This is a genomic window from Vibrio sp. 5S239 (assembly GCF_041439575.1).
Lineage (GTDB): Bacteria > Pseudomonadota > Gammaproteobacteria > Enterobacterales > Vibrionaceae > Vibrio > Vibrio kanaloae.
The window spans coordinates 1-24,185 of record NZ_JBGOOM010000011.1; the positions used below are offsets into that span (position 1 = coordinate 1).

General features: G+C 43.5%; 23 protein-coding genes, 1 pseudogene, 1 riboswitch and 1 other annotated feature. Of the genes and pseudogenes, 10 read left to right on the forward strand and 14 right to left on the reverse strand.

Features of this window, described 5'->3' with window-relative positions:
• Together ACED48_RS10625 and ACED48_RS10630 are read left to right on the forward strand one after the other, a co-directional pair.
• Positions 1-532, forward strand: a pseudogene (locus ACED48_RS10625) (SDR family NAD(P)-dependent oxidoreductase); the annotation flags it as partial.
• Positions 525-1,190: a YdcF family protein gene (locus ACED48_RS10630; protein WP_017057079.1), complete on the forward strand. Its 666-nt coding sequence runs from the start codon at positions 525-527 to the stop codon at positions 1,188-1,190. The pseudogene ACED48_RS10625 and the gene ACED48_RS10630, both read left to right, overlap by 8 nt.
• A 182-nt stretch (positions 1,191-1,372) precedes the next feature.
• On the opposite strand, the gene ACED48_RS10635 is transcribed toward ACED48_RS10630, so the two are convergent.
• The gene (locus tag ACED48_RS10635) at positions 1,373-1,951 is read right to left on the reverse strand and encodes a thymidine kinase (RefSeq protein WP_017057078.1); all 579 of its coding nucleotides are present in this window, start codon (positions 1,949-1,951) and stop codon (positions 1,373-1,375) included.
• A gap of 85 nt (positions 1,952-2,036) precedes the next feature.
• Entirely contained in the window at positions 2,037-3,422 is a 1,386-nt protein-coding gene (gene cysS, locus ACED48_RS10640) for a cysteine--tRNA ligase (protein ID WP_017057077.1), read from the reverse strand.
• Between the two features lie 191 nt (positions 3,423-3,613).
• On the opposite strand from cysS, the gene ACED48_RS10645 reads away from it, so the two are divergent.
• The 4 genes from ACED48_RS10645 to ACED48_RS10660 all read left to right on the forward strand — a co-directional run bounded on the left by ACED48_RS10645 (position 3,614) and on the right by ACED48_RS10660 (position 6,946).
• Entirely contained in the window at positions 3,614-4,108 is a 495-nt protein-coding gene (locus tag ACED48_RS10645; RefSeq protein ID WP_017057076.1) for a peptidylprolyl isomerase, read from the forward strand.
• A 134-nt stretch (positions 4,109-4,242) separates the two neighbouring features.
• Entirely contained in the window at positions 4,243-4,989 is a 747-nt protein-coding gene (gene lpxH / locus ACED48_RS10650; protein WP_017057075.1) for a UDP-2,3-diacylglucosamine diphosphatase, read from the forward strand.
• 111 nt (positions 4,990-5,100) lie between these two features.
• The gene (locus ACED48_RS10655; RefSeq protein WP_029627081.1) at positions 5,101-6,318 is read left to right on the forward strand and encodes an EAL and HDOD domain-containing protein; all 1,218 of its coding nucleotides are present in this window, start codon (positions 5,101-5,103) and stop codon (positions 6,316-6,318) included.
• A 115-nt stretch (positions 6,319-6,433) separates the two neighbouring features.
• A complete protein-coding gene (locus tag ACED48_RS10660; RefSeq protein WP_017057073.1) occupies positions 6,434-6,946 on the forward strand; it encodes a YchJ family protein in 513 nt (170 codons plus the stop codon).
• A gap of 147 nt (positions 6,947-7,093) precedes the next feature.
• Here ACED48_RS10660 and hisIE read toward each other — a convergent pair whose 3' ends face one another.
• The 9 genes from hisIE to ACED48_RS10705 form a co-directional block, all read right to left on the reverse strand.
• Positions 7,094-7,744 carry a bifunctional phosphoribosyl-AMP cyclohydrolase/phosphoribosyl-ATP diphosphatase HisIE gene (hisIE, locus tag ACED48_RS10665; RefSeq protein ID WP_017057072.1) on the reverse strand — a complete coding sequence of 217 codons (651 nt, stop codon included), beginning with the start codon at positions 7,742-7,744 and terminating at the stop codon, positions 7,094-7,096.
• Positions 7,741-8,514: an imidazole glycerol phosphate synthase subunit HisF gene (gene hisF, locus ACED48_RS10670; RefSeq protein ID WP_017057071.1), complete on the reverse strand. Its 774-nt coding sequence runs from the start codon at positions 8,512-8,514 to the stop codon at positions 7,741-7,743. The genes hisIE and hisF overlap by 4 nt, the downstream gene beginning before the upstream one ends.
• Positions 8,496-9,233 (reverse strand): 1-(5-phosphoribosyl)-5-[(5-phosphoribosylamino)methylideneamino]imidazole-4-carboxamide isomerase, encoded by a 738-nt coding sequence (gene hisA / locus ACED48_RS10675; protein WP_017057070.1) that lies wholly within the window; start codon positions 9,231-9,233, stop codon positions 8,496-8,498. Before hisA ends, hisF begins: the two co-directional genes overlap by 19 nt.
• Before the next feature lie 43 nt (positions 9,234-9,276).
• Entirely contained in the window at positions 9,277-9,891 is a 615-nt protein-coding gene (gene hisH, locus ACED48_RS10680; protein WP_017057069.1) for an imidazole glycerol phosphate synthase subunit HisH, read from the reverse strand.
• A 24-nt stretch (positions 9,892-9,915) separates the two neighbouring features.
• Positions 9,916-11,004: a bifunctional histidinol-phosphatase/imidazoleglycerol-phosphate dehydratase HisB gene (gene hisB, locus ACED48_RS10685; protein WP_017057068.1), complete on the reverse strand. Its 1,089-nt coding sequence runs from the start codon at positions 11,002-11,004 to the stop codon at positions 9,916-9,918.
• Positions 11,005-11,131: 127 nt separating this feature from the next.
• Entirely contained in the window at positions 11,132-12,172 is a 1,041-nt protein-coding gene (gene hisC, locus ACED48_RS10690; RefSeq protein ID WP_017057067.1) for a histidinol-phosphate transaminase, read from the reverse strand.
• A gap of 9 nt (positions 12,173-12,181) precedes the next feature.
• Positions 12,182-13,483 carry a histidinol dehydrogenase gene (hisD, locus tag ACED48_RS10695; RefSeq protein WP_029627080.1) on the reverse strand — a complete coding sequence of 434 codons (1,302 nt, stop codon included), beginning with the start codon at positions 13,481-13,483 and terminating at the stop codon, positions 12,182-12,184.
• The gene (gene hisG, locus ACED48_RS10700; RefSeq protein WP_017057065.1) at positions 13,483-14,379 is read right to left on the reverse strand and encodes an ATP phosphoribosyltransferase; all 897 of its coding nucleotides are present in this window, start codon (positions 14,377-14,379) and stop codon (positions 13,483-13,485) included. The genes hisD and hisG overlap by 1 nt, the downstream gene beginning before the upstream one ends.
• Positions 14,380-14,431: 52 nt before the next feature.
• Positions 14,432-14,567: a sequence feature (His leader region), on the reverse strand.
• Between the two features lie 189 nt (positions 14,568-14,756).
• The gene (locus ACED48_RS10705) at positions 14,757-16,349 is read right to left on the reverse strand and encodes a Na+/H+ antiporter NhaC family protein (protein WP_017057064.1); all 1,593 of its coding nucleotides are present in this window, start codon (positions 16,347-16,349) and stop codon (positions 14,757-14,759) included.
• A 112-nt stretch (positions 16,350-16,461) separates the two neighbouring features.
• Positions 16,462-16,639: riboswitch (Lysine riboswitch) on the reverse strand.
• Between the two features lie 362 nt (positions 16,640-17,001).
• On the opposite strand from ACED48_RS10705, the gene ACED48_RS10710 reads away from it, so the two are divergent.
• On the forward strand, positions 17,002-17,412 hold the full coding sequence (locus tag ACED48_RS10710) for an H-NS family nucleoid-associated regulatory protein (RefSeq protein ID WP_017057063.1): 411 nt from the start codon (positions 17,002-17,004) through the stop codon (positions 17,410-17,412).
• Positions 17,413-17,583: 171 nt separating this feature from the next.
• Here the strand turns inward: ACED48_RS10710 and ACED48_RS10715 are convergent, their stop codons facing one another.
• Positions 17,584-18,888: an inosine/guanosine kinase gene (locus ACED48_RS10715; protein ID WP_017057062.1), complete on the reverse strand. Its 1,305-nt coding sequence runs from the start codon at positions 18,886-18,888 to the stop codon at positions 17,584-17,586.
• A 102-nt stretch (positions 18,889-18,990) separates the two neighbouring features.
• Complete coding sequence (locus ACED48_RS10720; protein ID WP_010439986.1) at positions 18,991-19,260, reverse strand: hypothetical protein; 270 nt, start codon at positions 19,258-19,260, stop codon at positions 18,991-18,993.
• A gap of 204 nt (positions 19,261-19,464) precedes the next feature.
• Between ACED48_RS10720 and mnmA the strand changes: the two genes are divergently transcribed.
• From mnmA to purB, 3 genes are all read left to right on the forward strand, one after another.
• Positions 19,465-20,601 (forward strand): tRNA 2-thiouridine(34) synthase MnmA, encoded by a 1,137-nt coding sequence (gene mnmA / locus ACED48_RS10725; RefSeq protein WP_017057061.1) that lies wholly within the window; start codon positions 19,465-19,467, stop codon positions 20,599-20,601.
• A 43-nt stretch (positions 20,602-20,644) separates the two neighbouring features.
• Entirely contained in the window at positions 20,645-21,262 is a 618-nt protein-coding gene (gene hflD, locus ACED48_RS10730; RefSeq protein ID WP_017057060.1) for a high frequency lysogenization protein HflD, read from the forward strand.
• A 143-nt stretch (positions 21,263-21,405) separates the two neighbouring features.
• On the forward strand, positions 21,406-22,776 hold the full coding sequence (purB, locus tag ACED48_RS10735; protein ID WP_017057059.1) for an adenylosuccinate lyase: 1,371 nt from the start codon (positions 21,406-21,408) through the stop codon (positions 22,774-22,776).
• A gap of 331 nt (positions 22,777-23,107) precedes the next feature.
• Here purB and htpX read toward each other — a convergent pair whose 3' ends face one another.
• A complete protein-coding gene (htpX, locus tag ACED48_RS10740; RefSeq protein ID WP_029627079.1) occupies positions 23,108-23,971 on the reverse strand; it encodes a protease HtpX in 864 nt (287 codons plus the stop codon).
• Positions 23,972-24,185 lie beyond the last annotated feature (214 nt).

A 24,185-nucleotide genomic window follows, 5' to 3' on the forward strand; every position in this document is an offset into this window, starting at 1 on the left:
GCACGCTGGGTTCTTAGGGAGACGGCACTTGGTAACAAGTGTCGTCCACCCGACATTAAAAGAGGAAGATGCCTCACTCACCCTTGCCATTTCAGACGACGAACAAACGTATTCGTTTTCCGATAACGCACGAGTTATGCTGCAAGCGGAACAATTGGTGATAGATTCCAGGATCGACTACACCATTTTACGTTTTAGTGGGTTGATTGGGCCTAGTCGTCATCCATCAAGGTTTGCAAGTAAACTGAAACAGGTCAGTACCCAAGCCCCAGCCAATATGCTTCACCTTGACGATGCTATCGGTGCTATCGACTTCGCCATTAACCACCTACACAATGAAGTTGTTAATGTGACCACCCCAAATACTGTAAGTAAGGCGGAGTTTTATGCCGCGGCACTGAAAAGCGCCAACAGCAGCGAGCCTCTACCACCAGTTGTCGATACACCCGACAAGCTGATCTCATCGAAAAAGATTCTCGACTTAGGTTATTCGTTTAAATTCGAATCCACATTGGACGCACTTCATGACTGAACTATCTACAGCGAAGAAAGATCCCAGCATTAAACTACACCGCGCGATCGACACCCTTTGGAATTTTATGTCTATGGGTCACAAGGTAAAGCCTTCTGACTGTATTTTTGTTTTGTGCAGTAATGATACTCGTGTGGCTGAATACGCATCTGAGCTTTATCACAAAAAAATAGCACCTTATATCGTTTTTTCTGGTGGTGTGGGACGCTTTACCGAAGAGGTTTTTGATCTCTCAGAAGCCGAAACATTTGCGGCTATCGCAAGAGATTGTGGCGTACCCGACTCAGATATTATTATTGAAAAGTACGCAACCAATACGGGTGAGAATGTACGCTTTACTTACGAGTTGCTCAAACAACGCGGGCTATCACCGAAGCGACTTACCTTGGTACAGAAACCCTTTATGGAGAAACGTACTTACGCTACTTTCAGTAAACAATGGCCTGACGAAGCTTCGGAACTCACTGTGACTTCACAATGGAGAAATTGGGACGATTATTATAATGAAGAGCTGCCATTAGATATGGTGTTAGGCGCGTTAATTGCCGATTTTGAGAGAATAAAATTATACCCAATCCAGGGATTTCAGATTGAGATGCCTATTCCCAACGATGTTGACCACGCCTATCAAGCATTGAAGAAATTGGGCTTCGAATAATACCAATCACACTAAGTGATCATAAATAGCGCAGGAGCAAAGCTGACATTTTCGAGTGTTTAGCAAGCTAGAGTGACCAGTTATTTACGACGATTGATATAAAGCAGAATTAGTAGTTCAATAAGTAAAACGGTGGCTCTTGGCCACCGTTTTTAGTTTTAACCACACCGATTAAAGAGCCGCTATTTTCCTAACGCTTCTTTATAATGCTGACGGCAAGCAGAAACATATTGGTCATTACCACCAATGGAAACTTGGTCACCTTCAGCAATAGCCACCCCGTGCTCATCAGTACGAATCACCATGTTCGCTTTACGGCCACAGTGGCAAATCGTTTTTAGTTCTACGAGTTTATCGGCCCAAGATAATAAGTAACGGCTACCTTCAAATAACTCCCCCAGAAAGTCAGTACGTAAACCGTAGCAAAGCACTGGGATATGCAGTTTATCGACCACTTCAGTTAATTGGTACACCTGCTCTTTCGATAAAAACTGACACTCATCGATCAATACACAGTGGCGTTTTTCTATTTCGTTTAGCTCTTGAACCGCATTAAACAAATTCGTGTCATTCATAAAAAGTTGAGCTTCAGATTGCAGACCAATTCGCGAGCTCACTTTACCAATGCCATAGCGGTCATCTAACGCTGCAGTAAAGATCACAGGCGTCATACCGCGCTCTTGATAGTTGAATGAAGATTGAAGAAGCGTTGTTGATTTACCCGCATTCATTGCCGAGTAATAAAAATACATCTGAGCCACAGAAATATTCCTGTTAGATAAAGGAGAAATAAAAGAGTTTTTGCTTAAAAAAAAGGGCTGACAATCAGCCCTCTCTATATAGAATTTACTTACGACGCCATGTCGTCCCTTCTGGACCATCTTCCAGAACAATACCCAACTCGTTCAATTTATCACGTGCAAGGTCGGCGTTCGCCCAATCCTTGGAAGCACGGGAATCATTACGCAGTTTGATTAATGCTTCGATTTCAGCGACTTCCTCATCATTATCCACTGCATTACCTTTTAGGAAAGCTTCTGGGTCTTGGTGAAGAATACCAATGATGTCCGCTAATTCACGCATCAACGCACCAAGAGCGCTGGCTTTCTCGATACTTTCAGTCTTAATACGGTTAATGTCGCGAGCCATTTCGAACAATACTGAATACGCTTCAGGAGTGTTGAAATCATCGTTCATCGCTGTCGAGAAGCGAGTTACATACTCTTCACCACCAGCAGGAGCAGCCGTTAAATCTAAGCCACGAAGTGACGTATATAAACGCTCTAGTGAAGCTCGCGCTTGGTTCAGATTATCTTCACTGTAGTTGAGTTGGCTACGATAGTGACCAGACATTAAGAAGTAACGGACCGTTTCAGCATCGTAATGTGCCAATACATCACGAATAGTGAAGAAGTTACCTAACGACTTAGACATCTTTTCTTTGTCTACCATCACCATACCACTGTGCATCCAAGTATTTACATACTGAGTGCCATGCGCACAGCAAGATTGCGCGATTTCATTTTCGTGGTGAGGAAATTGTAAATCTGAACCACCGCCGTGGATATCAAAATGATTACCAAGTATAGAAGAGTTCATTGCTGAACATTCAATGTGCCAACCTGGACGACCAGGCCCCCATGGAGATTCCCATGTAGGTTCACCTGGCTTAGACATTTTCCAAAGCACAAAGTCTAATGGGCTACGTTTTGCAGAATCAACGTCTACACGAGCACCGGCTTGAAGCTGCTCAAGATCTTGCTTAGACAATTTGCCGTACTCGTCAAACTTCTTCACTTCAAACATCACATCACCGTTGCTTGCTACATAAGCAAAACCACGTTGAATTAGTTTTTCTACTAGCTCGACAATTTCAGTGATAAATTCTGTGGCACGAGGCTCAACATCTGGGCGTTTCATGTTCAGAGCATCAAAATCGGCATACATTTCATTGATCAGACGCTCAGTAAGAGAATCACAAGACTCACCGTTCTCGTTAGCACGCTTGATGATTTTGTCATCGATATCTGTGATGTTACGAACAAAGTTCAAATCGTAACCAAGGTAACGCAGGTAACGAGTTACGACGTCAAAAGAGACGAACGTACGGCCATGACCAATGTGACAGAGATCGTAGATGGTTACCCCACAGACATACATGCCGACTTTACCAGCTGTAATTGGTTTGAATTCCTCTTTCTGTCTTGTGAGTGTGTTATAAATTTTCAGCATGATCTCTATCTATATTTGTGTATTAATCAAAATAAGACAGTAAGTATATCAATTCATGCGTAATTAGGTAATCCCCCAAAGCAGTAATTAGCTTAAACAACCCCGTTAAGTGAATAATTTGGTGATTTGAAAGTCAGCCAACATGCGCTAGAATTCGAACTTCATATTAAAAAGACAGTAAGGTAACAATCATGATCATCCTTCACACAAATTTTGGTGACATCAAAGTTCAACTTAACGAAGAAAAAGCACCAGAAACAAGCGCAAACTTCCTACAGTATTGCCGTGACGGTTTCTACGACAACACACTATTCCACCGTGTTATCGATGGTTTCATGATTCAAGGCGGCGGTATGACTTCTGGCCTTAAAGAAAAAGCGACTCGCGCAACAATCAAGAACGAAGCAAACAATGGCCTAACTAACAAAGTAGGTACACTTGCAATGGCTCGTACTATGGAACCGCATTCAGCGAGCTCTCAGTTCTTTATCAACGTGAACGACAACTCTTTCCTTAACTTCCGTAGCGAAAGCTTAGACGGCTGGGGCTACTGTGTATTTGCTGAAGTTGTTGAAGGCATGGACATCGTAAACAAGATTAAAGGTGTGAGCACTGGCTCTATGGGCATGCACCAAGATGTACCTCTAGAAGAAGTGATCATCACTGGTACTACAATCGAAGCTTAATTCATCGCTTTCAGTTAGAGCGTGTTGATCTCCAATGAAATATGACCGAGAAAGCTCAACACGCCCTAATATTAATAATTGATGAGCCGATAAAATCAGGATATAGGGAGCGAATTGCTCCCTTTTTTGGACCTATGAAAACATATTTTATTTCAGATCTGCACCTTACTCCGTCAAGACAAGACATCACTGACTGCTTCCTAACATTTATGAAGAACGAAGCGATAGAAGCAGATGCTCTCTACGTCTTAGGTGACCTTTTCGAGTTCTGGATTGGTGACGACGACAAAAGTGAGTTCGCGACTTCCATACGCCAAGCGTTTATTGACCTAGTAAAAACGGGGGTACCTTGCTACTTCACTCAAGGTAACCGTGATTTCCTCGTCGGCAAAAAATTTGCCAAACAAACAGGCGTGCAACTTCTAAACGAAGTATCGACGATCGATATCTACGGACAAAAAGCAGTTGTGTTGCATGGTGATACCTTATGTACCGAAGATGTAAAGTATCTCGCCTTTAGAGAAAAAGTTCATCAACCTTGGTTACAATGGATCTTCAATAAAATTCCGTTTTTTATTAAAAAGAAGATCGTCTCTAAAGTTCAATCTGATATCAAAGATGACAAACAGACTAAATCTTTAGACATCATGGATGTGACGCAACAAGAAGTTGAAAGTGTGATGGAGCAAAACCACGTAAATTTAATGATACACGGACATACTCACCGCCCCGACATCCACACCTTTAATGCCAATAGCTGCACTAAAACACGTATAGTACTTGGTGATTGGTACACGCAAGGCTCAGTTTTAGTCTTCACTCCAAAAGGTTTTGAACTACAGAATCGAGAGTTTGGCAATAGCTTTCAACATTACTCTTAAACTTTTACTTTGATTATAATTATCGATCAGACTTTCTAAGATTGTAGATGGTAATTTCTACCGAATTAGCTATCATTTCTCTATCAGAAATAAACCGAACACAGTACCAAGTTGAAATATTCATATGTAGCACGTCAACCAATACTCGACACAGACAAAAAAACCATAGGTTACGAGTTGCTATTCAGGGATGGTCCTAAGAACACTTTCCCTGAAGTAGAACCGGAGCTCGCTACTAGTCGTTTACTTTCAGATCACTTCTTGTCAACTCACTACAATACACTGGGTGATAGGCTTGGGTTCGTTAACTTTCCTTATGCAAGCTTGATTAACTTAGTTCCTACTTTGTTCCCCAAAGAAAGCCTCGTTGTAGAGGTGCTTGAAGACTGCGAACCAACAGACGAATTACTTGAAGCAATCAAGACTATCTATGATGCGGGCTACACCATCGCATTAGATGATTTTGTGCCAAGCAAAGCTTGGAAGCGTTTCTTACCCTACATATCGATTATCAAATTTGATATCCGCCAGATCTCAATTGAGAAAGCTTCGATGTTCATGACCTCGTTAAAAGGGTTGAATATCAAGTTTCTTGCTGAAAAAGTCGAGACTTACGATGAGTATCAAGAGGCGAATCAAGCAGGCTTTACCTATTTTCAAGGTTATTTCTTTAGTAAACCAGAAATGATTCAAACTCGAGCTCTAAATCCTGCCTTTTTAACTATCGTTCAGTTGTTAAAAGAAATAGCTCATGATCCCATTGATTTTAGTGAAGTAGAACGCTTGATAACCTTGGATGTGACACTTTCTTATAAGCTACTCACCTACGTGAACTCCGCCGGCGGTTCAGCAACGATGATTCGTTCATTCCGACAAGCGCTTATTTTTCTTGGAGAACAAAAGCTGCGGAAGTTTGTCTCACTTGTGGCGATTGCATCAGCGAAAGAAGATAAACCAGACTCACTTTATGGTTTAGCAGTACTGCGTGCTCGTCAGTGTGAACTATTGGTAGAAAAGATGAATGTAAAAGTCGAACCCGGACAAGCCTTTTTGACTGGTATGTTCTCCCTACTCGATTCACTATTTGACCAACCGTTGAAGCACGTTTTGGACTCAGTCCCCATTGATGAAGAGATCAAGCAGGCTTTGATACAAAGAAAAGGCGTGTTAGGAGCGATCATGGCAATGGTCATCGCTTATGAGCAGGCTGAGTGGGACGAAGCAACGCGTATTCGAAAACTGCTTAACTTAAGTGAAACTCAACTCGGCCAAGCTTATGATGAAGCCACAACTTGGGCTCAAGAACTGTTATCACCTCCATTAAAATAGTCGCCTCACAACTGCTTCGATAGAAACTAAACTTTGGTGAGTAGTCATTTCTTGTTAAACTTCAACGCATTCATTTATGGCCTCTTACTAGAGGCCATTTTTACAGGACCAGACTATGTCTTTATGCCCATGCGGTAGCCAAAACACTTACCAACAGTGCTGTGAATCGGCACACCTTGACCACAAAAATATTGAAACACCCGAGCAACTAATGCGCTCTCGTTATTCAGCGCACGTGTTGGGTTTGGTTGATTATGTCGTTGCTACCTACCACCCTAGCTGTAATGCAGAAGCACAAAGAGAAGGCATTGCCGAATCTATCAACAGTGGTTGGGCGGGCTTAGAAGTCATCAATACTGCTGCAGGTTCACACGAGAACGAAGGTTTCGTTGAGTTTAAAGCTTACTTCAACGACGGCGATTCACAATTTTGTATGCAAGAGCGATCACGTTTCGTTCGTGAAGGCGGTCTTTGGTACTACATTGATGGCACCTTCCCCGAACAGGAAGAAACCACGCAGCCGGAGGTAGATCCTCGCTTAAATCAAACGGTGGAGAGCTTTAAGATCGGTCGCAATGACCCTTGTATCTGTGGCAGTGGAAAAAAGTATAAAAAGTGCTGCGGGTAAGACCAACGTTTAAGGTAACAAAGCACTGAATGAGATCCTTTAAGTCACTAAGGCTCCTCGGAAAGGCCAGCTAAAAAGCCCCGTAAACATGGCTGTCTACGGGGCTTTTGTCTGCCTTCTAGGCAGTTCTATGACTCTAAAGAGAGCTTACTTATGGCGCTCTTTCAGCTTGTTGATAACGTCATCCATAGATAGACCTTGGTCTTGTAGCAATACAAGCAGGTGGTAAATCAAATCTGCTGATTCACACACTAATTCCGCCTTATCGCCCGACGTCGCCGCAAGCGCGACTTCAACGCCTTCTTCACCCACTTTTTGCGAAATACGCTTGGTGCCACGGGCATATAGACTGGCAGTATAAGAAGACTCAGGGTCTGCGTCCTTGCGGGCAGCCAGTAGCTGCTCAAGCTGATGAAGCCACACCATCTGAGATTCTTCTTGTTTATCTACATCCCAACATGTTGTTGTACCAGTATGACACGTTGGGCCAATGGGATTAACCTTGACCAGCAAGGTGTCATTGTCACAGTCCAAGGCAATATTTTGCAGCTTTAACACGTTGCCAGACGTTTCGCCTTTGGTCCACAAACGCTCTTTAGTACGAGAGAAGAAAGTAACGTGTCCCGTTTCACCGGTTTTCTCCAGTGCTGCTGGGTTCATGTATCCCATCATTAACACTTGGCTAGATTGGTAATCTTGAACAATGGCTGGCACTAAGCCATCGACTTTTTCCCAGTTAATACGCTCTGACAATGCGCCTACTGTTGTTTTTGATAAGCTTGCGGTTTCAAAACTCATAGTCGCACCTCTACATCTTGTTGTTTTAAGTATTGTTTAAGTTCACCAATATTGATGACTTGTTTGTGGAATACCGAAGCCGCTAGCGCCCCGTCCACGTTTGTCTTCTTGTAGGCTTCAGCAAAGTGTTCCATCGCACCCGCACCACCAGACGCAATCAAAGGTACATTACACACTTCGCGTACCATGTTTAACTGATCAATATCGTAGCCATTACGAACACCATCTTGGTTCATCATGTTTAACACAATCTCACCTGCGCCACGCTTTTGTACTTCCTTCACCCAATCTTTGGTTTCCCACTTGGTTGCTTTAGTACGCGCTTCATCGCCAGTAAATTGGTAAACCTGATATTTACCGGTCTCTTTGTCGAAGTATGAGTCGATACCAACAACGATGCACTGCACGCCGAACTTATCAGCAAGGTCAGTGATCAACTGAGGGTTAGCTAGTGCAGGAGAGTTGATCGATACTTTATCAGCACCAAACTCAAGAATGCGCGCTGCATCTTCCGCTGATTTAATACCACCAGCCACACAGAAAGGAATATCGATCACTTCAGCTACGCGTTTTACCCAGCTCTTATCAACCACGCGACCGTCACTTGATGCGGTGATGTCATAAAATACCAGTTCATCAGCGCCCTCTTCCGCATAGCGCTGTGCTAACGGAACGATGTCGCCAATGATTTCGTGGTTACGGAACTGAACGCCCTTCACCACTTGTCCGTCACGGACATCCAAACAAGGGATTATTCGCTTTGCCAACATGCAAATGCCTCCTCTGCGGTAAACTTGCCATCAAGTAGCGCACGACCCACAATCACACCCGCAACGCCGCTGCCTTTAAGCGCTTCGATATCAGCTAGGCTGCCAATGCCGCCCGATGATTGGAACTGAACTTGTGGGTACTGCTTACAAAGATCAACGTAAAGCTCTACGTTTGATCCTTCTAGCGTGCCATCACGTGAAATGTCGGTACACAGAACGTGTTTAAGACCAACCGTGAGGTAGTCTTCAATTAGCGCTTCAATGGTCACGCCTGAATCTTCTTGCCAACCTGAAATCGCCACTTTGCGTGTGCCGCTTTCGTCAATGTTGATGTCCAGAGCAAGCACGATTTTTTCCGCGCCGTACTTCTCCATCCAACCTTTCACCAACTCTGGTTGCTTAACTGCTGTAGAGCCAACCACAACGCGCTGTGCGCCAGCTTCTAGCAGATCAACGACATCTTGTTCGTTACGCACGCCACCACCAATCTGGATGTTCGCAGGCGTACTAGCCAGTAGCTTAGCAATCAAGTCTAACTGACGAGCCGTTGTGTCTTTTGCGCCCGTTAAGTCAACAAGGTGCAGCCAACCAGCCCCAGCTTGGTGATACAGATTAAACTGCTCTACTGGGTCTACTTTGTATTCTGTTACTTGCCCGTAGTCTCCTTGGAATAAGCGAACTACTTGGCCTTCAATTAAATCTAACGCGGGAATAATCATTTACATTCCTTATAGGGCAACGTTAGCCGCTGCCTAATCCTTATTACAATTCCAAGAAGTTCTGAATCAGCTTAGAGCCAGCTTTCGAAGATCGTTCTGGGTGGAACTGAACACCATAATAATTGCCACTTTGAACCGCCGCAGTGAACGGATTACCGTAATCACATTGTGCGATTGTGTAGTCGCCCACAGGCATTGCGAAGCTATGAACAAAGTAGAAGTATTCGCCTTCTTCAATGTCTTTAAATAGAGGGTGATTAGGTGCTGCGGTGACGGTGTTCCAACCCATGTGTGGTAATGGCAAGTCGCCCGTTTCAAGTAAACGAACTTCACCATCACACAAGCCTAAACATTCAACTATTTCGTCGGCTTTTTGGCCTTTTTCTTGAGATAATTTGCCTAACAGCTGCATACCTAAACAGATACCTAGTAGAGGCTTCTCCACTTGCTTCACAAGAGAAACAAGGTCGCGCTCTTGTAGGTTCTTCATTGCCTCACTTGCAGTTCCGACTCCGGGTAGGAATAGCTTGTCGGCGGCAAGTACCACTTCTGGTTCTTTTGAAATTTCAACTGTATAGCCTAAACGCTCAATGGCAAATTTCACCGAAGAAACGTTGGCACAACCAGTATCAATAATGACAATTTTTTGATCTTTCATTGTTTTTCCTTGCTAACGTTAGCCTTACAGAACGCCTTTGCTGCTTGGCAACTCGTTACCTTCAACTTTAATTGCTTGGCGAAGAGTACGACCAAACGCTTTAAATAGGCTCTCAATTATGTGGTGATCATTATTGCCACTAGAAGAAAGGTGTAACGTACAAGCCAGTGTATCGGTTAGAGAACGGAAGAAGTGAACCACCATCTCAGTTGAAAGATCACCCACTTGCTCGCGGCTAAACTTAGCATCAAATTTTAGGTACGGACGACCAGATAGGTCTAACGCACACTGAGCCAAACATTCATCCATTGGTAGGCTGAAACCGAAACGGCCAATGCCACGCTTTTCACCTAACGCATCTTTAAGTGCTTGGCCTAATGCAAGTGCGGTGTCTTCCACAGTGTGGTGATCATCAATATGTAGGTCACCCTTCACAGTTAGGTTCATTTGGAAACCGCCATGGGTAGCGATTTGATCAAGCATGTGATCAAAAAAGCCCATGCCCGTATCGATCTTGTTGCCACCAGTTTCATCAAGGTTTACTGCCACCTTGATATCGGTTTCTTTAGTGGTACGAACTACTTCAGCAACACGAGCGTTAACCGTTAGATCTTTAACGATTTGTGGCCAGTTAAGCGTGCCTTCCGTTTCTGCATCCGGGCCATATTGAATACCGCGAATTGCCATGTTCTCAGCAAGTTGAAGATCTGTCACTCGGTCACCAATCACGGCTGACTTTTGGAAGTCTACTTTACCGCCCTGTAGGTACTCTTTAACCATACCCAACTTAGGCTTGCGGCAAGAACAGTTGTCTTCATCAAAGTGAGGGCAAATAAGAACATCGTCAAACTTAACGCCTTGAGATTCGAAGAACTCCATCATCATATTGTGTGGTGCATCGAAATCTTCTTGTGGGTAGCTATCGGTACCTAGACCATCTTGGTTAGTGACCATCACTAAGCGGTAGCCTGCATCTTGCAATGCTAACAAGCTAGGAATCACGAGCGGTTCGAATTTTAGTTTGTCTAAACGGTCTACTTGAAAATCGACTGGCGGCTCAACAATTAAGGTGCCATCACGGTCTATAAAAAGTATTTTCTGTTGTTTACTCACTTGAACTTCCTTTTAATTTTAAATCTGGTGGCCTAGCTAAAATCAACCGCTAACCCAAATGTCTGATTCATTTGCCAGTCATGTTGATTAAACACAACTGACCAATGTGATTACTGGTAAGCGTTCGTTACTGAAAAAAGTTACGAATGAATCCGAGTGTCTTTTCGCACTCTTCGCGGTTACCAATACTAATGCGAACACAATCTTCGATTGGCGAGTTACGTAAGATAATGCCAGTGTCCCAAGCCGCTTTGAATAGCTCATCGCCATTCGGGAATTTAACCAATAAGTAGTTACCCCAACCATCAAAGACCGTCACTTGAGGTATACCCAATAAACCCGCTTGCAAATACGCTCGGTTAGCACTTAGATCCAAAACTTGGTACTTCGCTCTTGCAAGCCCATGTTCCGAAAGTGCTTGAACAGCAATATCAGCAACAGGGATTGGCACAGGGTATGGCGCAATCACTTTCAATAGAACATCGATCAGTTCTTGATTTGCTAAAGTAAAGCCACAGCGTAAACCGGCTAATGCGAAAGCTTTAGAAAGAGTACGTAGAATCGCAAGGTTCGGGTATTGTTCAAGTAAATCGACGGTTGACGCTTCCGGGCAAAAGTCGATATACGCTTCATCCATTACAACAATCGCTTTGTCTTGCGTCATTTCAAGCAGCTTTATGATGTCTTTTCGATTAACCAAATTGCCGGTTGGGTTATTTGGACTGCAAACAAACACGACTTTTACGTTGTCTAGTTGCGCTTCAATAGCAGGAAGATCCAATTGCCATTCAGACGTCAAAGGCGCGATTTTACGTTCAACACCAATGGTTTCCGCACTCACTGCGTACATGCCGTAAGTCGGAGGACAGTAAAGGATCGCATCTTCGTTCGGCTCACAGAAAGCTCGAATCAAAAGTTCAATACCTTCGTCAGCACCACGTGTTGTCAGTGTTTGCTCCGGCGTTACACCTGCATATTGAGCGTAAGCATCAATCAACTCTTTTGGCTGACATTCGCTGTAGCGGTTAAGACGAGATAGGTTTATGTTGTACTCGTTATCAAATGGAGATTCGTTGGCATTCAACCATATATCTCCGCTGCCACCAATTCGTCTTGCAGACAAGTAAGGTGTAAGAGCCTGAACTGTTTTTCTTGCTAACTTTTCCATGCCCTGCCCTTAATTCTCTTTATTTAATTTTTCAACTCGGATAGTCACAGCACGCTTGTGAGCATCCAAACCTTCGGCTTCAGCCATCGTCACGACTGTTGGTGCTAAGCCTTTCAAGCCATCGGCTGTTAGTTCTTGTACTGTCATACGTTTAGAGAAATCCGCTAAACCTAAGCTCGAATACGTTTTGGTGTAACCGTAAGTCGGTAGTACGTGGTTTGTGCCAGATGCATAATCACCTGCAGATTCCGGAGACCAGTCACCCAGGAAGATAGAACCCGCGTTATCCAACAATGGCAGCAATTCACGTGGGTTCTTGGTCTGAACAATCAAGTGCTCAGGCCCGTAGAAGTTCGAAATTGCGATAGCTTGAGTGATTGATTCTGAGATGATAATCAAGCTAGATGCCAAGGCTTGCTGAGCGATATTAGCGCGAGACAACTCTTTCAGTTGTTTCTGCACCGCATCCGTTACTTGGTCTGCAACCACTGGAGATGGTGTTACCAGGACAACCTGAGAATCAGGACCATGTTCCGCTTGGCTCAATAGATCCGCAGCAATAAAGTCTGCATCAGCGGTTTCATCGGCAATCACTAACACTTCTGATGGACCGGCAGGCATATCAATCGCCGCACCACGAAAATCATTACTCACTTGACGCTTCGCTTCCGTTACGTAGGCATTACCTGGGCCGAAAATCTTATCAACTTTAGCAACACTCTCAGTACCGTAAGCCATTGCAGCAACGGCTTGACCACCACCGACATTGTAAACTTCGTCGATTTTACAAAGCTTAGCAACGTACAATATTTCATCAGCGATTGGCGGAGGCGAACAAAGTACAACTTTGCGGCAACCTGCAATTTGAGCGGGTACACCTAGCATAAGAACCGTTGAAGGAAGTGGTGCACTGCCACCTGGAATATAAAGGCCAACAGTATTAATCGCACGCGTCACCTGCTCACATACAACACCAGGCTGTGTCTCAACCTTAATAGGCTGTGGCTTTTGAGCTTCGTGGAACTTCGCAATATTGCTATAAGCTTGTTCTAGCGCTTGCTTCATCTCTGGTGTTAGACGAGCACACGCCTCTTCGATCTCACCCGAGCTGACTCGAATCGATTCTGGAGTCACACCATCAAACTTCTCAGTCAGTTCTTTAAGCGCAGCATCGCCTTCATTTCGTACTTTTGCAATCACATCAGAAACTGTCACTGTGATGTTTGCACCTTCAGTAATGGCTGGACGCTCTAATACCGAGTCTTGCTGTGATTCACTTAAAGATTGCCAAACAACGGTTCTCATCATCACTACCCCATCATTTTTTCGATTGGTAATACTAGAATCGAGCTTGCACCCAACTCTTTAAGCTGTTCCATAGTTTCCCAGAACAAGTTCTCAGTACTGACTAGGTGAACGGCAACTTTGTCTTTGTCTGTAGATAGAGGAAGAACTGTAGGATCTTCAGCCCCAGGCAATAGCGCTTTAATTTGCTCTAGTTGAGACGTTGGCGCGTGGAGCATGATGTACTTCGACTCTTTCGCTTGTTGAACACCCTGCATACGAGTCAGTAGTTTTTCAATCAGTGCGGTTTTGTCTACGTCGAAGTCACCAACACGTTGAATCAGCGTTGCTTTAGATTGGAAGATAGCCTCTGCTTCTTTTAGGCCATTCGCTTCTAGCGTTGCGCCAGTAGAAACTAAATCGGCGATAGCGTCAGCTAAACCTGCGCGAGGAGCAACTTCAACCGAGCCTGTTAGCATACAAGTGCTGAATTCAACACCCTGATCGTCCATGTAGGCTTTAAGCAGGTGTGGGTAAGTGGTCGCAATACGCTTGCCCGCGAGATCTTGTGGGCCGTTGTATTCTTCGTCTTTATTGATAGCGATAGAAAGACGGCAATCACCGAAATCTAAACGACGTAGTGTGCGAAACTCTGATGGCTCTTTTAGAGCAACACGGTCTAGACGAACTTCTTCTAGTTCGTTTTCACCAATGAAGCCTAAATCAACCACACCGTCCATGATAAGACCCGGTATGTCGTCATCACGAACAAGCAACAAGTCGATTGGCATATTTAGTGAGTGAACCACTAGGCGCTCACCCATGATGTTAAATTTAACACCACATTTTTTTAGTAGCTCTTGGCACTCTTTACTTAAGCGACCTTTCTTTTGTATTGCGATTCTTAGGCGTTGTGTCTGCATTGCTGTATCCCTGTGCAAATATTTGAATTTATTGATTATTTAAAGCGCTAAAACTAAAAAACCCTCGGAAGACTTTGTCGTCCCGAGGGTTTAAATCTAAATTTTCTGACTTAACCTCCGGGAGAATTCTTGCTCCCGGGTATACGTAAATCTCCCCGAAAGACTAGATAGGGTGATGATGGTGATGAATGTTCATTACTAATTTACGCATACTTAATCGGCTCTTAGGTTGTTTGCTGACTTGTATCCACACTAACTAAGCTGACATCCTTTTTCAACTATTAATTTTAACTTTTTTCACTAAATTTAAAATTCATTCAGCAGGCACAAAAAAGGGAAACCACAGTCTCCCTTTTCATTATTAAATCAAGTGCAGATTAGCTTTTGCACTTCGCCATTTTACTACGAGAGAAATAAGCTAATACAAAACATACAGAAACAAATGCTAGAGATGCAGAGCTAAATGCAATAGCAATCGATGCAGTCATACCTAGGGTAATGAAACCGATACACGACACGAATGCCACAGACAATGCGTAAGGAAGCTGAGTTGCAACGTGATCAATATGGTTACAACGAGCCCCTGTCGAAGAAAGAATCGTTGTATCTGAGATAGGAGAACAATGGTCACCAAATACAGAACCAGCCAGAACCGCACTGAGCATCGGCAAAATTAGCGCGATATCAGATGCTGCAGACATATCACCCGCGATAGGTAACATGATACCGAACGTACCCCAAGAGGTACCTGTTGAGAATGCCATCAGGCCAGCAAGAAGAAACAAAATAACAGGTAGCCAGTGGTAGTCGATGTTGCCCGTCGCTAGAGATGATAAGTACGAACCTGTTTTCATGTCGCCGATTACAGAACCGATTGTCCATGCAAACACAAGAATCAAGATAGCGCCAAACATTGAGCTTGCACCAATCCACATCGTTCTTGCAATGTCAGACATCGATAGCTTCTGCTTGAACACGGTTGCTAACGCAAACAACAGGCCAATAATACCACCATAAACAAGAGACTTACCTACATCAGTGTTTTCGAATGCACCTAGAAGGTTGAATGCTTGGCCATCAGCAGCCAGCGATTGGCCGCCTGTGTACAGCATTGCAGCAACGGTCGCTACAATTAACGATACGATTGGCATCACTAGATCAGATACAGAACCATTATCGCTTTCTTTAATATCTAGCTCTTCGTTTAGATCGTGAGCTTGCTTTTGATCGTTGTCTCCGTCAAAACCGCGGCCTTGAGATGCTTCAATTTCATGTTCACGCATTTTACCTACGTCTAAGCCGAACCATGCAACGGCAAACACCATAAGAAGTGCAAATACCGCATAGAAGTTCATTGGAATAAGACGAACGTAAGCACCCAGCGCAGAATACTCTGTCACACCGTGTGTTACTAAGATGCCACCAATAATAGTAATGATGTACGCACCCCAGCTAGAAGCTGGCATGATCACACACATTGGAGCCGCAGTAGAATCAAGAATATAAGCAAGCTTAGCGCGCGATACGTAGAAACGGTCTGTGACAGGGCGAGAGATAGCACCTACCGCTAAGCTATTGAAGTAATCATCAACAAAGATGAATACACCTAGGAAAGCAGCAAGTAGTTTTGAACCACGTTTGCTCTTAACACGGGATTGAGCCCACTCAGCGAATGCACGAGTACCGCCAGACAGTGTTAACAGTGCAGTTGTCATTCCAAGAATAATTAGGAATGCAATAATGCTCATGTTCCATGTATTAATACCACCATCTTCTATGATAACTCCTGAAGCTTTGGTAAACACGTAGCTAGCTGCGTTTCCTACTGAATAGTCAGCAAGTAAAATAGCCCCCATAGCGATACCAACCCCCAAAGAAACCAATACACGACGGGTAACAATAGCAAGACTTAAAGCCACAAGTGGAGGAAGCAAAGATAAAGGTGATGTTGCGAAATCTATTAAATTCATGATCTTCAAGAACCAGTTTTTTATTTGGCTAGAGATCTACTGCAGATAAACTTGATACGATTTATCAAGCTCATGTTGAACTAAGCGAAAGGGAAGTGAACACTTCACCCAACCCTACAGTAGCGCTCCATAGTTTAAAATTAAGACTATGGCAGTGTTGTACCTATTGAGCACAACCCCAGCAAATTGCTTAGATATACAATTTACTTCGGCAATTACACCTTTCATTCTCGTTCATTGGCATCACCCCAACGATAACTACTCTTCATAATTGCACCTCTACGTGCGATAACATCATTAACCATTGAAACCAGAGTTTAACAATAAATTAACTGAAGCATCGCATCAGGTAGCCGCAATTGTACCCATCAAAAGCAACAATGCAACATATCATTCCGAGAAAAATAGGGGTTTGTTAGTGACGTAATACCAGAAAATAATCAACATAAGGTTGCTGCTCTACAAGTCACATATCTATTTTTAGATACTCTAATGATTATTAGAAATTCAATAGAGGAATGTATCTCTTCATTTTCAACTATTCATCTCACTTTTATATTTAAATAACCTTTACTAGAAATACTATTTGTTTTATTCCTGTGCTCTGTTTATTATTAGCAGGATTATTTGGTTTACCTTGATGGGAAATATCATGTCTGAATTAACAAAAACTTTATTAAATATCCGCAGCCTTCGCGCATTCTCACGTGAATTAACTCTTGAGCAACTTGAAGAAGCGCTAGACAAGCTAACTATTGTTGTACAAGAGCGTCAAGAATCTGAAGCTGAAGAACGTGCTGCTAAAGCAGAACAAGAAGCTAAGCTTTCTGCTATCGCTGAACAAATTGCAAAAGACGGAATTGATGTTGCCGATCTTATTGCAGCTCTTTCTGGTGAAGCAAAATCTAAAACAACTAAAGCTAAACGCGCTCCTCGCCCAGCGAAATACAAATACGTAGACGCAAACGGCAACGAGAAAACTTGGACAGGTCAAGGCCGTACGCCTTCAGCTATCCAAGAGCAACTAGATGCTGGTAAATCTCTAGAAGAGTTTGCAATCTAGCTAAACCTTCACTGGGTGACTCACCACACACTCAGCAATTGAATTAATATTACAGTCGACCAAAGTATTATTTACGGCTTCAATATATTCAGAAATAAAAAAGGCTTCTTTCGAAGCCTTTTTTTATATTTAAAATTCATCACTAGAAATGGATTTGATAAGTAAAGCGTATTATCTTTCCCAGTAAGCTTCTTCTAGACTATCTTCTCTTTCAGGAAGACCACGAGATAAACGTGGTGAGTGTTGAACTAACACTTCATAACTAGCACGGTTTGAATATTTACAAACTTGTGAGAAAGAAGAGTACGTCAAGAATGAATGTTGGTGCTTACTCGAATTTGGTACATTTTCTTTATGGTATTTATTTGCCGCCATATCATGTAATAGAGCAGACAACGCCGCATCACCAGCACCATTGGTATTTTTGATCGTTTCTGGGCCACCCATGTAAGGGGCAATATGAGAATAGATCTTAGTCGGGTTCTCACATAAATCTTTATGCGCAGGACGGCTAAATTCAAAACGGTTGAATTCTGCAATTGAACCAGGAAGTAAAGGCAGTGATGTTTCACGCTTTGCTGCATCTTCAGTGTAACCCGCCATGAATAGGCCAACAGGGCCAGCCGTACAGAGAACTAAGTCCACCCACTCTAGCGCTTTGTCTGAGGCAGCAAGCGGATCACTTTCACCGGTTAGGGCTTCTGCTTCATCTTCGTTCATTGCAACAACCGTTACGTGTTGCTCTAAGAAGTCTTTCCAAAATTCAGGATCATCTTGAATAACGAACTTTGTACCTAACGTTAAAACAACGGGCACATCATATTTTTTCGCATATTCAATAGCTTTCATTGTTGCTTCAGGCATAGGATCGCCTGGCTTACAACGAACTAAATATGCCGTTAATACTAAAGCAGAAGCACTTTTGAAAATTTTCTCTGGAATACTTTCTGGATTTAATTGGTTCATCTGACCTTCGCTGATTGCGAAAGTACGTTCACCATCTTCTGTAATTAATGCAAAGCAGCGACCAATTGCGCCATCTACCCCTTGTAAGTGGTTCAGATCCATTCTGCTTGATGTATTACATAAATAACGGTAACCATAGCTACCAATCTTAATATCTTGACTCATTACACCAAGCAGTGTTGAGCGATCATCCGCCAGTACGGAATAATTGTGTAATGTATTACCAATTGTGCCACCAGCGTACTCATTGGTAATTAGGCAATGCTCTTTTAATTCTTGATATAAAGACTCAGCGGCTTCGTCACCGATAACCAATGAATGCCCTTTACTTAAACCATACTTCTCAATAAGTTCGGAACTCACTTTTGCTTCAATATCCACCAAAGTTTGGTCAATACCGATAATATGAGTGCGTGACATTCTTTTACTACTTTGAGCTTGGCTCACTAGAGGGTCACGTGCGTGAACCGGAAAGTAATGCTTTGATTTACGTTGTCCAGGGAATTTCATAGGGCTAGTCTAAGTCAAGGGGAAATAGGTGGCGGATTCTACCGCGCTATATTTAACGCGGCAATCTTTCAAACTATAGCAAACGTTTGCCGAACTATTTTTTTATTCGCCTTCCATAAAGCTTAGATCAGGCAGCATTCCTAAATGCTCGGCATAACGCTTTTGATTAAACTCTGCACCGTTCTTCATTACATCAAACACTTCAATAGCCAATGCACATGCCATCGCCGCAATCGCCTCTTCACGAGGAGTGCCTGTCATCATTAAACGCATTAGCGTCTCTTTTACTTTTACAGGTTCGCCATCTTCAAGCTGATTTTCAATAATCTCAATCAACTCTTCTTCTTGCATAAATTCATTTTGTTCAGACATTTTTTATCTCAGGTCTTGGATTTCGAGCGACTATGCCACATATACTTCTGACATCCTAGCGACTCACCTCGCTCTCATGCAATTCTCTAACAAAGTCAGCGCACTATTTTGTGCAAATGAAACTGTGATTCCGGTCTCGGATCTGTCACGGCGTTTCTCTTTCTGTTAGAATCTGCGACCAAGTAATAGTAACGGTGTTTAGACATGTCAGATATCAGCTCTGGAAACAGCGAAAAGAAAGTAATTGTCGGTATGTCCGGCGGTGTAGATTCGTCAGTATCGGCGTATCTTCTTCAGCAACAAGGCTATCAGGTAGAAGGCCTTTTCATGAAAAACTGGGAAGAAGATGATAACGAAGAGTACTGCACGGCAGCTGAAGATCTTGCTGATGCTCAAGCGGTATGTGACAAATTAGGTATCCACCTTCACACTATCAACTTTGCTGCAGAATATTGGGACAACGTATTCGAATACTTCCTTGAAGAATACAAAGCAGGTCGTACTCCTAACCCTGATATCCTTTGTAACAAAGAAATCAAATTCAAAGCATTCTTAGAGTTTGCGGATGAAGTGCTAGACGCAGATTATATAGCGATGGGTCACTACGTTCGTCGTACTTTCCCTACTCAAGAAGAGCTAGATGCTGGCATTAAGCCAGCAATGCTACGTGGCCTAGACAGCAACAAAGACCAAAGCTATTTCCTATATACGCTTAGTTCAGATCAAGTAGCACGCAGCCTATTCCCTGTTGGTGAATTAGAGAAGCCTGAAGTGCGACGCATTGCGGAAGAACAAGACTTGATCACCGCGAAGAAGAAAGATTCAACAGGTATCTGCTTTATTGGTGAACGTAAGTTTACAGAGTTCCTTGGCAAATACCTACCAGCACAACCGGGTAACATAGAAACACCAGAAGGCCAAGTGATTGGTCAACACCAAGGCTTGATGTACCACACGCTAGGTCAGCGTAAAGGCCTACATATCGGCGGCACCAAAGGTGGTGGCGGTAATGAAGAACCATGGTTTGTTGGTGAAAAAGACCTTAAGCGTAATGTACTGATCGCAGTACAAGGCAAAGACCACCCGCTTCTGAAATCAGAAGGTTTGATCGCATCTCAGCTTCATTGGGTAAATCGCACACCAATTACTGAAGTTATGACATGCACGGTAAAAACACGTTACCGTCAAACCGATATTCCTTGTACAATCATCCCAATTGATGATGAGAACATTAAGGTTATCTTTGATGAGCCACAAATTGCTGTGACCCCAGGCCAATCAGCGGTATTCTACCAAAGCGAAGTATGTCTTGGTGGTGGTATCATCGAAAAGCGCATCTAATCAATCAAACGACAAACGATAGAAGACAACTAGGAGTTACTACGTGGCTAATACACTTTATGACCGTACTATTGCTTTCGCCGGAATTTGCCAAGCTGTGGCTTTGGTTCAACAAGTAGCGAAAGACGGCCATTGTGATAAAGATGCCTTCGAAGCTTCACTCAGTGCCATTGTAAATACCAACCCAGCGAATACCGTGGGTGTGTTTGGCCGAGAAGCTAACCTAAAGCTTGGCCTAGAGTGCTTAGTTAAAGGTATCGATAGTACTCCAGCGGGTAGCGATATCACTCGTTACATCATCAGCTTAATGGCGCTTGAGCGTAAGCTATCTTCTCGCAACGATTCTATGTCTCAGCTTGGTGATCGCATTCAAACTGCAGAACGTCAAACTGAGCACTTTGATCTATTTGACGAGCAAATGATCAGCAACCTTGCGAGCATCTACCTAGATGTAGTGAGCCCAATCGGCCCGCGCATTCAGGTTTCTGGTACGCCGGCTGTACTTCAACAGACGTCGAGCCAACATAAGGTTCGTGCGCTGCTTCTATCAGGAATTCGAAGCGCTGTTCTTTGGCGCCAGGTTGGTGGTAAACGCCGCCATCTTATCTTCGGTCGCAAGAAGATGATCGAGCAGGCTCAAATCCTACTAGCTCGAATGTAATTTATTAGCTCGCGCCTCGTCGCGAGCTTGTTTTTTATATCAACACAACTCTCACGCAAACGATTGCGCAATGTGCGTGACAATTGAGATTGTTACTGGTATAAACCTCTCAAAATTTAGAAAACTCAATTCAGGAGAACACCATGGAACTGTCAGCATTGACTGCTGTTTCACCAGTAGACGGCCGTTACGGAAGTAAGACTATTGCATTACGCAGCATCTTTAGTGAGTTTGGACTACTAAAGTACCGCTCTATCGTTGAAATTCGTTGGTTACAAAAGCTTGCAGCAACTGATGCAATCAAAGAAGTACCAGCGTTCAGTGCAGAAGCTAACCAGTTTCTTGATGAACTAGCCGCTAACTTCAGCGAAGAAGACGCTCTGCGTATCAAAGAAATTGAGCGCACGACAAACCACGACGTTAAAGCGGTTGAATACTTCTTGAAAGAGAAAGTTGCTGGCGTTCCTGAGCTTCACGCAGTTAACGAATTCATTCACTTTGCATGTACTTCTGAAGACATCAACAACACATCTCACGCGCTCATGCTTAAAGAAGCTCGTGACACAGTGATTCTTCCAGAAATCCGTAACGTAATTGATGCTATCAAAGCACTTGCGAACGAGTACCGTGATATTCCATTACTGTCTCGTACACACGGTCAGCCTGCTTCTCCTTCTACTATGGGTAAAGAGATGGCTAACGTTGCGTACCGTATGGAACGTCAATACAAGCAAATCGAAAGCGTTGAGATCCTAGCGAAAATCAACGGCGCGGTAGGTAACTACAACGCACACCTTTCTGCATACCCTGAAGTTGAATGGCACCAGTTCAGCGAAGAGTTCATCACTGAATCTCTTGGCGTAACTTGGAACCCGTACACAACTCAAATCGAACCTCACGATTACATCGCTGAGCTATTCGACGCTGTTGCTCGTTTCAACACGATCCTTCTAGACTTCGACCGTGACGTTTGGGGCTACATCGCTCTTGGTCACTTCAAGCAGAAGACTATTGCTGGCGAAATCGGTTCTTCTACAATGCCGCATAAAGTTAACCCAATTGACTTCGAAAACTCTGAAGGCAACCTTGGTCTAGCTAACGCAGTATTTAGCCACCTTGCACAAAAGCTTCCAGTTTCTCGCTGGCAACGTGACCTAACTGACTCTACGGTTCTTCGTAACCTAGGTGTTGGTGTTGGCTACGCAATCATTGCATACACTTCAACTCTGAAAGGTATTAGCAAGCTAGAAGTTAATCGTGAAGCGCTACTTGCTGAACTAGATAAGAACTGGGAAGTACTGGCTGAACCAGTACAAACAGTAATGCGTCGTTACGGTATCGAGAAGCCATACGAGAAGCTAAAAGAGCTAACTCGTGGTAAGCGTGTAGATGGCGAAGGCATGCGTGCATTCATCGACGGTCTTGAAATCCCTGCAGACGAGAAAGTTCGCCTGAAAGAGATGACACCAGCGAACTACATCGGTCAAGCAATCGAGCTAACTGACAAGCTGTAAGATTCGAATTTCGAATTTCGAATTTCGAATTACAGAATAGACTAAGGCTTCCCATGTGGAAGCCTTTTTGTTGAGCGAAACAAAGTGTACTGAGCAAGAGCTGCAATCAAAAAACACAAACCCCCCCCCCCCCCTTCTAATCACCCTACTTATATCAGTTCATGAGGTATCACCCATTAATTATCGTAGCCCTCAGTCACCAGTACCCCTCAATTACCAAACACATACCCCTCGGATACTTACTGTCTTAAACATCAAGATCAAAAAAGGCCTCCCGAGGGAAGCCTTTCAAAGGTATCTTATCGACTAGCGACGACAGAATACCTAGCGACTACATGTTACGTAGAGACGCAATACGCTTATCTAGTGGTGGATGGCTCATTAGAAGCTCTGTTAGAGACTTTTTACCGTTGATACCAAATGCCATCATAGAACCTTCTAGTTGTGGCTCGTGGCTCACCTTTAGACGCTCTAGCGCTGCAATCATCTTCTCTTTACCCACTAGGTTTGCTGCACCTGCATCAGCATGGAATTCACGATGACGGCTGTACCACATCGTAATGAAGCTTGCTAAGAAACCAAATACCAACTCCAGCACCATAGATACACCGAAGTACACCATCATATTGCTGCCACCCTCTTCTTCGCTGTCATTTGACGCAACAATGTTGGCGATGAAACGAGATAAGAAGATAACGAACGTGTTCACAACCCCCTGCATTAACGTCATGGTCACCATATCGCCGTTCGCGATGTGGCTAACTTCATGCGCTAATACCGCTTCAGCTTCATCACGCGTCATGTTGTGTAGCAAGCCTGTTGATACCGCTACCAATGAATCGTCACGCTTAGCACCTGTCGCGAATGCGTTGATGTCTGGTGAGTCGTAGATCGCCACTGTTGGCATACCAATACCAACTTGTTGAGCTTGACGGCTTACCGTCTCCATCAACCAATGTTCTGTTTCATTACGCGGACTTTCAATGACCATGCCGCCTACAGAGCGCAGCGCCATTTTCTTTGACATCATTAATGAAATGAATGAGCCGCCAAAACCAAATACCGCAGCCATCACCAATAAGCCTGAGAGACTTCCTGGTTGCATACCTGTGACTGCGTATACAATATTAAGAACAACACTTAGTACCAATACAACCGCAAGGTTGGTTGCAAGGAACAACATTACTCGCTTCATTACTTATCTCCGCATCAAAGCTATTTTTGTAAACTTATTGTTATAGATACAAGGCAGAGAGCAATATATTCCAACCTTGAAGACTTATACTTACTTATACATATAGTCTTAGATTAAGAAAACAAGGTTAAGCATTAAATTGCAACATTTGATTACGAAGCTGCATTCGGATTACTCGCATTCTATTAGACCTAAGTCGTATGGTATCGATATA

Excerpts from the sequence above, each read along its gene's own strand:
- ACED48_RS10630 (WP_017057079.1), top strand. The coding sequence starts at position 525 with ATGACTGAACTATCTACAGCGAAGAAAGATCCCAGCATTAAACTACAC.
- cysS (WP_017057077.1), bottom strand. The coding sequence starts at position 3,422 with ATGCTGAAAATTTATAACACACTCACAAGACAGAAAGAGGAATTCAAA.
- ACED48_RS10645 (WP_017057076.1), top strand. The coding sequence starts at position 3,614 with ATGATCATCCTTCACACAAATTTTGGTGACATCAAAGTTCAACTTAAC.
- lpxH (WP_017057075.1), top strand. The coding sequence starts at position 4,243 with ATGAAAACATATTTTATTTCAGATCTGCACCTTACTCCGTCAAGACAA.
- ACED48_RS10660 (WP_017057073.1), top strand. The coding sequence starts at position 6,434 with ATGTCTTTATGCCCATGCGGTAGCCAAAACACTTACCAACAGTGCTGT.
- hisIE (WP_017057072.1), bottom strand. The coding sequence starts at position 7,744 with ATGAGTTTTGAAACCGCAAGCTTATCAAAAACAACAGTAGGCGCATTG.
- hisF (WP_017057071.1), bottom strand. The coding sequence starts at position 8,514 with ATGTTGGCAAAGCGAATAATCCCTTGTTTGGATGTCCGTGACGGACAA.
- hisA (WP_017057070.1), bottom strand. The coding sequence starts at position 9,233 with ATGATTATTCCCGCGTTAGATTTAATTGAAGGCCAAGTAGTTCGCTTA.
- hisH (WP_017057069.1), bottom strand. The coding sequence starts at position 9,891 with ATGAAAGATCAAAAAATTGTCATTATTGATACTGGTTGTGCCAACGTT.
- hisC (WP_017057067.1), bottom strand. The coding sequence starts at position 12,172 with ATGGAAAAGTTAGCAAGAAAAACAGTTCAGGCTCTTACACCTTACTTG.
- hisG (WP_017057065.1), bottom strand. The coding sequence starts at position 14,379 with ATGCAGACACAACGCCTAAGAATCGCAATACAAAAGAAAGGTCGCTTA.
- ACED48_RS10705 (WP_017057064.1), bottom strand. The coding sequence starts at position 16,349 with ATGAATTTAATAGATTTCGCAACATCACCTTTATCTTTGCTTCCTCCA.
- ACED48_RS10710 (WP_017057063.1), top strand. The coding sequence starts at position 17,002 with ATGTCTGAATTAACAAAAACTTTATTAAATATCCGCAGCCTTCGCGCA.
- ACED48_RS10715 (WP_017057062.1), bottom strand. The coding sequence starts at position 18,888 with ATGAAATTCCCTGGACAACGTAAATCAAAGCATTACTTTCCGGTTCAC.
- ACED48_RS10720 (WP_010439986.1), bottom strand. The coding sequence starts at position 19,260 with ATGTCTGAACAAAATGAATTTATGCAAGAAGAAGAGTTGATTGAGATT.
- mnmA (WP_017057061.1), top strand. The coding sequence starts at position 19,465 with ATGTCAGATATCAGCTCTGGAAACAGCGAAAAGAAAGTAATTGTCGGT.
- purB (WP_017057059.1), top strand. The coding sequence starts at position 21,406 with ATGGAACTGTCAGCATTGACTGCTGTTTCACCAGTAGACGGCCGTTAC.
- htpX (WP_029627079.1), bottom strand. The coding sequence starts at position 23,971 with ATGAAGCGAGTAATGTTGTTCCTTGCAACCAACCTTGCGGTTGTATTG.